This window comes from Bacillus sp. SD075 (genome assembly GCF_017355165.1).
Lineage (GTDB): Bacteria > Bacillota > Bacilli > Bacillales > DSM-1321 > Peribacillus.
Map to the genome: position 1 here is coordinate 19,972 of NZ_JADILK010000054.1, position 9,131 is coordinate 29,102.

Below are 9,131 nucleotides of genomic sequence, written 5' to 3' on the forward strand. Positions count from 1 at the left end.
ATTTTACTTCCCTTATAAAAGTTAAAACCCCTTAAAACTGTCAAGGTTTCAGTACACATAAGTATAAACTCCAAAAAAGTGTAAGCCTTTTCTTACAATATTTAAATTTTCTCTTGTTTTATGTACGGATTTTCTGACACAATCAAATGTTTGCTAGTGAAAAACAGGCATGAATGTACATACTGTTATTTTATAAAACCCCCACTAGATTGAAGAAGGCGCCCCCCCCTGCCAAATAACTGGCTAGCCGGGGCCCAGGAGCGGAATGGGAGCGGATTTCTAAAAACACCTTAAAATAAAAAAACTGCAGGCAAACCCGATTTTCTTCGAATTTGTCTACAGTCTGAACCCTTTGGCAAAAGGGGTTATAAACCATATTTATTCATTTTTTCATACAGTGTTGTTCGACTCACTCCGAGTCTCTTTGCCGTTTCTGATTTATTACCAGAAGTCAATTCCAAACATGAAACGATTGCAGACCGTTCCGTTTCATCCATTACTTCAGCTAAAGTGCGGATCGATACGGATTCTTTATGACCTGTTATTTCTTTAGGGAGATGCTTGGAACGTATCCTTTCCCCTTCTTCGACTATATTCATTGCGCGTTCAATGATATTCTCCAACTCACGAATATTACCCGGCCATTTATAAAGACGCAACAGCCGTAAAGCTTGTTCACTCATCCCGGTTACGCTTTTTTTCATGAGGTTCTGGTACTTTTCAACAAAATGGTTTACCAGTATTTCAATGTCCTCCGGCCGCTCCCTTAAAGAAGGAACCTGGATCTGCAAGACCTTCAACCGATAATACATATCAAGCCGGAATTCCCCTTTCGAGACCATTTCCTCCAGATTACGGTTCGTTGCAGCAATTACCCGTACATCAATCGGAATGCTTCCCGTCGAGCCGACCCTTTCAATCTCTTTTTCTTGTAGAACACGGAGCAGCTTCACCTGCATATGCAGTGGCAGCTCACCAATTTCATCCAGAAAAATCGTTCCACCTTCAGCCGCTTCGAACTTACCTGCTTTTCCGCCTTTTTTTGCACCCGTGAAAGAACCCTCTTCATAGCCAAATAGCTCTGACTCCAGTAGCTCTGCCGGGATGGCGGCACAGTTCACTTTGACAAACACACCCATGGCCCGTCTGCTTTCATTATGAATGGAATGGGCAAATAGCTCCTTACCAGTTCCGCTTTCGCCCAAGATCAACACATTCGAGTCGCTTTTAGCTGCAATTTTAGCTTGTCCTTTTACTTCCATGAAAGCAGGACTTCTTCCCATCAAATGGTCAAACGTATATGAGGCCTTGTTTCTCTCGCGAAAATCGCCTTTGTACTTTTTCAGCTCTACTTCAAGTGAATTTATCCGCTTGGAAAGAGCGGTAAACTGCCCGACATTCTTAAAAAGAATCTTCCCGACAGCTCCTATTAACTTACCTTGTTTCCTTATCGGGGAGCGGGTCGCAATTATATAATTATCTTTAATTTTTTGTAATTCGGCGACCTCTTGCCTGCCACTTTTGGCGACCACATGCATACGGGTGTTTTCAATGACCTCCGTTACATGTTTCCCTATTGAGCTTTCCTGTTCGACCCCAAGAAAATCCGCATAAGCGTGGCTCAGCATTTGGACATACCCTTCCGTATCAACCATCACCAAGCCGTCATAGGCAAACTCGATAATATCCTTAAACAGAAGTTCTTCATGGTTATCGACATTAAGGAAATCACTTTTATTATTTGTAAACAATAGGAGGTAAATCTGATACTCCTCATCCCCCATTTGAATGATGGCTTTTCTGGCAATCCCATTATTATCATTCAAACGGATTGGAGTATTTACAGCTGGTACAAGGTTTTTTTCTAAAATCAAATTTATTTGCAGATCAAATTGATTCTCAGCAAAATCCTCAGATAATACGCGATTGCATAGAACGATTTCTTTTTCGTTTTTCGTTACCAAAACACCAAAAGGCAATTCTTCCATTATCGCTTTCACTAATTCCAATTGAATAGTTTTATTATCGCTGGCCATTCCTATTCTCCTTAACCCGTCTGAAGTTTCCTCCATTATATCATAGGAAAATGAGGCCAAGTCATTACCGTTCCACAATCAGCGCAGTTCCCTGTCCGCCGCCAATACATAAGGTTGCAAGGCCGGTCTTTGCATCCCTGCGCTCCATTTCATACAATAAAGTCACTAAAATCCGGGCACCGGAAGCACCTACAGGATGACCCAGGGCAATCGCCCCGCCATTTACATTCACTTTCTCCGGCTTCAATTCAAGGTCCTTAAGCACGGCGAGTGACTGTGCCGCAAAGGCTTCATTCACTTCCAACAAATCAATATCATCTATTGTCATTCCCGCCTTTGCCAAAGCTTTTCTTGTCGCAGGAACTGGACCGTATCCCATGATTTTCGGATCAAGCGCGGCGTTTGCATATGACTTAATTGTTGCTAATGCTTCCAGTCCCAGCTCGTCTGCTTTTTCTCTAGACATCAGGACCAACATCGCGCCCCCATCATTGATTCCGGATGCATTTCCGGCCGTAACCGTTCCATTTTCCCTAAATGCAGGGCGAAGCTTCGTTAGCTGGTCTATCGTCAGCCCATGACGAGGGTGTTCATCTTGGTCTACCGAGATTGTCTTCCCTCTTCGTTTATATTCAACAGGTACGATTTCATCTGCAAATCGTCCTTCAAGCTGTGCCTTTTCAGCCTTCATTTGGCTATCTAAAGCAAATTCATCCTGCTTTTCACGGCTGATTTCCCACTGCTCGGCAATATTCTCCGCAGTCACACCCATATGATATTGATTAAAAACATCGGTTAAAGCGTCATAAGTCATTGAATCCACCGCTTGGGCATTACCCATTTTCTGTCCAAAACGATAATTGGGAAGTAAATACGGGGCATTGCTCATGCTTTCGATACCCCCGGCAAGAATCACATCAGCATCACCAAGGGCAATGAATTGCGCTCCCATTATGACCGTACGGAGGCCAGACCCGCAAAGTTTATTAATGGCCATTGCCGGCGTTGTTTCCGGAATCCCTGCATGAATCGCAACCTGACGTGCCACATTCTGCCCTAATCCAGCAGATAGAATATTCCCAACCAATACCTCATCGATCATGTCAGCCGAGATATTTGCCCGCTTAATCGCTTCCTTGGCTGCCACAACTCCCAAGTCAACCGCTGAAACATTGGCAAGACTGCCTCCAAACGCACCAACTGGTGTTCTTGCTGCCCCTACAATCACTACTTCTCTCATAATACTTCCTCCTTCTCCCTTTTTAATTTTCCCAGTTTAATAAAATTACGGTCCCTCTCATTGATTTTCTGAGAAACGGTAGACTCTTCATACGTAAATATCCCTTCTCCCGACTTCGTCCCAAGCATTCCCTTAGCCACCAAATCACGAATCAAATCAGGCGCTTCCTTACTCTGATCCAATACCGGTGAAACATTATCAAGTACGCGCTCCCATGTATCCAGCCCGCCAAAATCAGCAATCTCGATCGGTCCAGTAAATGCCCATCGAAAACCCGGTCCAGCCGTTATCGCAGTATCGATATCCTCAGCATTGGCAACGCCCTCTTTTAATAGATAAAAGGCTTCCCGCATCAAAGCAGTCTGGAGGCGATTGGCAATGAATCCTGCTATTTCTTTTTTCAAAAGGATCGGTGACTTGCCGATTTTACGCATTAAATCCATTGTTGCCTTGACGATTTCAAGCTTTGTTTCGTCATGCTGAACAATTTCAACCAATGGAACCAAATGGCCAGGATTAAAGAAATGTGTGATGACCATTCGGTCCGCAAATGAGGCCTTCTCCATCAATCGAGAAATCGGAAAGGTCGATGTATTCGAAGCAACAATTGCATCCGGTTTGATTATTCTCTCCATTTGTTCATATAGATTTAACTTTAACTCGATGACTTCCGGAATGGCCTCAATGATAAAATCAGCATCCCTTACTGCCCCTTTTAAATCCACGCTATATGTAATATTCGCTAAAGCGCCTTGCTTTTCCTGATCAGTCAAAACCCCTTCCTCAATGAGAAGTGATAGATTCTCAGAAATTCGATTTTGGGCATGGTACAGCAACTCTTCCTTTATATCGTTAATGGTTACGAAATACCCGCTAACTGCAAAAGACTGAGCGATCCCACTCCCCATTACACCCGAACCGATAATCGTTATTTTTTTAATCATGCAGCTTCCCCTTTCCGTTTTTAATTACCTGAATTCTCATAATTTTATTCATGCAATATTTATGCCAACGATAAGGGGAAATAAAACTCTTTTTTTATCTTGAAAATCATGATAGACTCTTACTCATTAACCTAAACCATATTTTTATAACCTTCCCTTTATATTTCCAACAGAGCTTACCTTCCCTGTTCACGACATAAAATGACAGATCTGGACCATTACATTTTTTATTGGAGGAATGTAATATGGTTAAAGATAAAGTGGCAATAATTACCGGATCTGCTAGAGGAATCGGCTTTGAAATTGGCAAGATATTTGCTGAAAATGGCGCAAAGGTCGTTTTGTCCGACCTTGATCAAAACACAGTTGAAAAAGCTGCTTTAGACCTAAGGAACAACGGCTTGGAAGTTATCGGCTTAAAAGCAGACGTGACAAGTGAAGAGGATATTATCCAACTAATCAAACAAGCTAAAGACAAATACGGACGCATAGATATTTTCATCAATAACGCAGGCCTTCAGCATGTTGCTCCAATTGAAGAGTTCCCAACTGAAAAATTCGAGCTGATGATTAAAATCATGCTGACCGCCCCATTCATTTCAATTAAGAACGTTTTGCCCATCATGAAAGAACAAGGCTTCGGCAGAATCATCAACATCTCTTCCATTAATGGTCTAATTGGATTTGCCAACAAAGCAGCGTACAATAGTGCCAAACACGGTGTAATCGGATTAACGAAAGTCGCCGCCTTGGAAAGCGCCTCTTTTGGCATAACCGTCAATGCCCTTTGCCCAGGATACGTAGACACACCTCTCGTCCGCGGTCAATTGGAGGATCTGGCGAAAACAAGACAAGTACCACTGGTAAGTGTTTTGGAAGAGGTCATCTATCCGCTTGTCCCGCAAAACCGCTTACTTGATGTAAGTGAAATTGCCGACTACGCCATTTTCCTCGCAAGCGACAAAGCACGGGGCATCACTGGCCAAGCAGTCGTATTGGATGGCGGATATACAGCTCAATAAAAGGAATATGCATCTGCAAAAACCCCAAATGAATGACACCAAAAATGGTGCTCTTTATTCGGGGTTTTCTGTATATAAGGAATTATATGACAAAATTTTAAAAAAGGATAATATGGATATTTTTGGTGGTGAAAAGAATCCTCCCATGTTAAAGTAATAAAGGGATACTTCCCATTTTACCAATATAAAAGGAGGCCCCGTCATGATTATTAAGTGGGTTAGACTGCGATAATTAAAAGGGCAGGCCAATCATGCTCCGGAAAGTATTTATTGATCTGCGCCATGGTAACGGCTATTAGATAATATTTAATACGGAGGTAAAAACATGAATGAACGGATACTGAAAATAAATAAAGTAGATATATGTACAGAAAGTTTTGGAAACCCTAAGGACCCTGCTGTGCTTTTGATTATGGGAGCGATGTCTTCATTAGATTGGTGGGATGAGGACTTCTGTCTCCGCCTGGCTGATCAAGGGAGGTTTGTCATTCGGTACGATCATCGGGATCTGGGACGATCGACCGTTTATGAACCCGGTACCTCCAACTATATAATAACGGATATGGCTGACGATGCCGTGGGTGTCCTGGACGCTTATTCCATCGAGCAGGCTCATATCGTTGGAATGTCCCTAGGAGGTTTGATCGGCCAGATTCTTTCCTTGAGATATTCGGAACGCGTAACTACGCTTACACTAATTGCATCCAGTGTGTTCGGGACTGTAATGGAAGAACTGCCTCCAATGGACCAAAGCATCCTGGATCACCATGCAAAAAGTGCATCCATTGATTGGTCAAATCGGGAGACGGTCATCGCTTACCTTGCGGATGGATGGAAAACTTTAGCCGGTTCCAAACCTTTTGAGCAGGAAAGAATGTATAAACTGGCAAAAAGAGAGGCGGACCGCGCCAAACAGCTATCGAGCAGATTTAATCATGCTATGCTTCAAGGCGGGGACGAATATTTCGATAGAATGGGTGAGATTTCCGTACCTGTCCTCATTATTCATGGCACAGAAGATCCAGCCTTGCCGTACGAGCACGGGCTTGCTCTTACGAAAGCCATCCCTCATGCTGAATTAGTGGCTCTTGATGGGTCAGGGCATGAAATTCATAGTGAAGACTGGGATGAAATGATCGATTCAGTTATAAAGCTTACTTCGCAATAAAGGAATATATTGAAAAAAAACCACAAAAGAAGCCGACCAATAAAGGGTCGGCTTTTTTTATACATTTTTTAGCAGAATCCGCCATAACCTTGAACGGCGCCATAACCACCGTTACCCCCGCCACCACCGAAACAAGCTGCTCCAACAATGATTAAGAGTATAAACAAAACGACTATGAAAGCAAAACCGCCACCAAATCCACCGATATCGTTACCACAACTTGATTCATGACCGCAATTTGACAATAGAAACATCTCCTTATTTGTTTTAGGAGGAAATAATTAAATGGGTTAATTCAACTTATGTTCTAATTCGGATACTGACACAAAAATCACCGAAAACTTTTTTAAAATCACCGTTTCAAGACAAATTCAGAAAAATTAAAGTGGCATTCCATTCATCATTGACCTTTACAATTGGATTATTTCTAGTCTCGATTTTTGAAGAACCATCCTTTCATTTAGATGCCCTAGATGAAATCACTAAAGTATATTCGACTTCTTATTGAACTGACCTATGCCGCTAGTTTCATAAGAAGCTTAATCTTCAGCAAACGCATCAAGTTAGCTTGACAAAAAACTGTAAGAGGATAAAAGAAATTAATCCCAGACTGTAGACAAACTCGATATTATGGACTTTGCCAACAGTGTTTAGAGGTTTTGTAAAATCTGATCGTTGATTTCCACTCCAGGCACTCGCTTTCCGCCAGGAGTCCCGTACCTTACGTTCCAATCAACTTAGTTTAGATAGATCCCCTTTTGTCTAATAGAATTTAATCTCTTTCATCCTTTTCAAGCAGTTCAATTACTCTATCAAGTTTTTGTTCTATCCTATTGGATTTGTTTGACCTTGTAAGAAGGGACCGAACCAAAAAGTAAACAGCAAAAATGATGCCAAACAACAAAATAAACATAATAAGTTGATAGACTATATCACCGGTATTGAACTCCAAAGATCCCCACCCCTTTCTATTTTTATATACTATACAGTACGTATATACTAAGCTTCTCGAACGATCCTCCTCCGTTAATTGCATTAGAAAAAGGCCACCGACCACATTCCCTTATTGAAATACATCCTATAGCATGTCTTACTACCCTGGTCCTTTAGTTCTTCAAGCGAAACAACCATTAGACTCCTTAAAAAGAGCCTAAGTCTTCTTTGCCCACTTTCCGAAAAAACGAGAAAAGATGCCCTTTTTTCAGTTTATTCGTATTTTAGCAGGCGCTGCTTTTCATTGTTTGGCATTTCATTTTGCTTCCCTTTTGGGTCTGTCCATATCTATACCGCGTTCCACACTTCCTTTAATGCTAAATTATACATGTAAACCCTATAAATATTTACAACCAGTCCAAAAAGATAAGCAACTTGTCCAAGCAATTGCCTTATTTTATTAATACTATATTTTGTAACTACTACGAAAATGCTTTTGGCAGTGCTTTAGTACGGTTCGATACTACACTCCATTCCATTTTCGAAAATAAAAAGAGTTACAAGAAAGGATTGAGATTTTATGGGGGATTTCGGTAAAAAAAATCCAATACAAAGCAACTGGGGGTCTGTCTGTTCCGACAGCGACTGGGGTTTCGGTAACAATTCTAGATTTGGCAATGATTCAAGATTTGATCATAAAAAGCCATGTAAGGTTTGTAAGTCTCACGATGCTTCTGCTTGCAAATGCAATTTTAGATCTCCAGCACGCGAACTCGCTGCACCATTAAACAGCGATTGTGTCCTAGTTAATTCAGTTGTAGGCTCAAAAGCGGTACAAAAGGTTGCAGAAGCAACATTTCCTTTTACAGCGTTTACGCCTGCTATAGCAGCTGGATCCACTATTGTTTCGGTAGCTGTTGTACCGACTCTATCTGGTATTACCCGTAACACGACAATCATTAGGGACAAAGTCGTTAACATCGGGCTTATTCCTGTATCAATTACAGTAACATTTTTGGCACCAGGAGCAACCACTCCTGCAACTGCCGTACTTGCAACAAGTTTACCGTTCCAGGAGCATACGGATTTCCCTGGTGCTTGCCCTGAGGATACAGTAATAGAACCTTCATTAGTAGTAGAAGGGATTTTTGCACAGCCAGGAGTGCCAGTCATCGGCACCACGGGACTTGTTACTACCGATGCTATTTTAGTCAAGATTGTACTACGCACTACAATTACAGTGACTCGACAAGTTATCGTAGATTCACATGGTGGTATTTGCGACGTAAATGAACGTCGTTGTGAGACTACAACTACTCCAACAACTAATACTCTCCCTGCTCCGTAAATGACGGTGTTGAGTTAGTTTTTAGTCTTGATTAGCAAAGCCCTCTCTAAATAGAGAAGGCTTTGCCTTTATTTATTTAATAAAGATAGAAAGGAGTGACATTTCTATGTCTTATCACGAGGATTGTTCTAAGAAAAAACGCTGCGATAATGACCATCACCAGGATTGTTGTAAGAAAAAAGGCTGTGATGAGGACCATTACTATGTTTGTTATATGAAAAAACACTGCGATGTGGACCATCACCAGGATTGTTGTAAGAAAACACACTGCGATGTGGACCATCACCAGGATTGTTGTAAGAAAAAAAGCTGTGATGAGGACCATTACTATGTTTGTTATAAGAAAACACACTGCGATGTGGACCATCACCAAGATTGCTGTAAGAAGAAACGCCACGATGAGGACCATCACAAGGATTGCTGTAAGAAGAAACGCCACG

8 protein-coding genes and 1 pseudogene are annotated in these 9,131 nt (G+C 41.7%); 2 read left to right on the top strand and 7 right to left on the bottom strand.

All coding sequences use genetic code 11. From position 1 onward, the window contains the following. Window positions 1-365: 365 nt before the first annotated feature. From IOC57_RS22450 to IOC57_RS22460, 3 genes are all read right to left on the bottom strand, one after another. The gene (locus IOC57_RS22450) at window positions 366-2,036 is read right to left on the bottom strand and encodes a sigma-54 interaction domain-containing protein (RefSeq protein ID WP_207440775.1); all 1,671 of its coding nucleotides are present in this window, start codon (window positions 2,034-2,036) and stop codon (window positions 366-368) included. Between the two features lie 64 nt (window positions 2,037-2,100). Then, a complete protein-coding gene (locus tag IOC57_RS22455; protein WP_207440776.1) occupies window positions 2,101-3,276 on the bottom strand; it encodes an acetyl-CoA C-acetyltransferase in 1,176 nt (391 codons plus the stop codon). Further along, window positions 3,273-4,220, bottom strand: coding sequence for a 3-hydroxyacyl-CoA dehydrogenase family protein (locus IOC57_RS22460; protein ID WP_207440777.1), 948 nt, complete (start codon window positions 4,218-4,220; stop codon window positions 3,273-3,275). The genes IOC57_RS22455 and IOC57_RS22460 overlap by 4 nt, the downstream gene beginning before the upstream one ends. Before the next feature lie 245 nt (window positions 4,221-4,465). Between IOC57_RS22460 and IOC57_RS22465 the strand changes: the two genes are divergently transcribed. Both IOC57_RS22465 and mleCBF read left to right on the top strand, forming a co-directional pair. Beyond that, a complete protein-coding gene (locus tag IOC57_RS22465) occupies window positions 4,466-5,242 on the top strand; it encodes a 3-hydroxybutyrate dehydrogenase (protein WP_207440778.1) in 777 nt (258 codons plus the stop codon). Between the two features lie 325 nt (window positions 5,243-5,567). Next, window positions 5,568-6,410 carry a CBF family alpha/beta fold macrolide esterase gene (mleCBF, locus tag IOC57_RS22470; protein WP_207440779.1) on the top strand — a complete coding sequence of 281 codons (843 nt, stop codon included), beginning with the start codon at window positions 5,568-5,570 and terminating at the stop codon, window positions 6,408-6,410. Between the two features lie 128 nt (window positions 6,411-6,538). On the opposite strand, the pseudogene IOC57_RS22475 reads toward mleCBF, so the two are convergent. The 4 genes and pseudogenes from IOC57_RS22475 to IOC57_RS22490 all read right to left on the bottom strand — a co-directional run. Continuing rightward, window positions 6,539-6,664 (bottom strand): annotated as a pseudogene (locus tag IOC57_RS22475) (YjcZ family sporulation protein); the annotation flags it as partial. 518 nt (window positions 6,665-7,182) lie between these two features. After that, the gene (locus IOC57_RS22480) at window positions 7,183-7,362 is read right to left on the bottom strand and encodes a DUF4083 domain-containing protein (RefSeq protein ID WP_286185121.1); all 180 of its coding nucleotides are present in this window, start codon (window positions 7,360-7,362) and stop codon (window positions 7,183-7,185) included. 704 nt (window positions 7,363-8,066) lie between these two features. Then, window positions 8,067-8,558 carry a hypothetical protein gene (locus IOC57_RS22485; protein WP_207440782.1) on the bottom strand — a complete coding sequence of 164 codons (492 nt, stop codon included), beginning with the start codon at window positions 8,556-8,558 and terminating at the stop codon, window positions 8,067-8,069. A 261-nt stretch (window positions 8,559-8,819) separates the two neighbouring features. Continuing rightward, on the bottom strand, window positions 8,820-9,131 hold a 312-nt coding region (locus IOC57_RS22490; protein ID WP_207440783.1), incomplete at its 5' end, for a hypothetical protein.

What these genes read in the sequence shown, in the direction of transcription:
- mleCBF (WP_207440779.1), top strand. Translation starts at nt 5,568, where the DNA reads ATGAATGAACGGATACTGAAAATAAATAAAGTAGATATATGTACAGAA.
- IOC57_RS22455 (WP_207440776.1), bottom strand. Translation starts at nt 3,276, where the DNA reads ATGAGAGAAGTAGTGATTGTAGGGGCAGCAAGAACACCAGTTGGTGCG.
- IOC57_RS22460 (WP_207440777.1), bottom strand. Translation starts at nt 4,220, where the DNA reads ATGATTAAAAAAATAACGATTATCGGTTCGGGTGTAATGGGGAGTGGG.
- IOC57_RS22450 (WP_207440775.1), bottom strand. Translation starts at nt 2,036, where the DNA reads ATGGCCAGCGATAATAAAACTATTCAATTGGAATTAGTGAAAGCGATA.
- IOC57_RS22465 (WP_207440778.1), top strand. Translation starts at nt 4,466, where the DNA reads ATGGTTAAAGATAAAGTGGCAATAATTACCGGATCTGCTAGAGGAATC.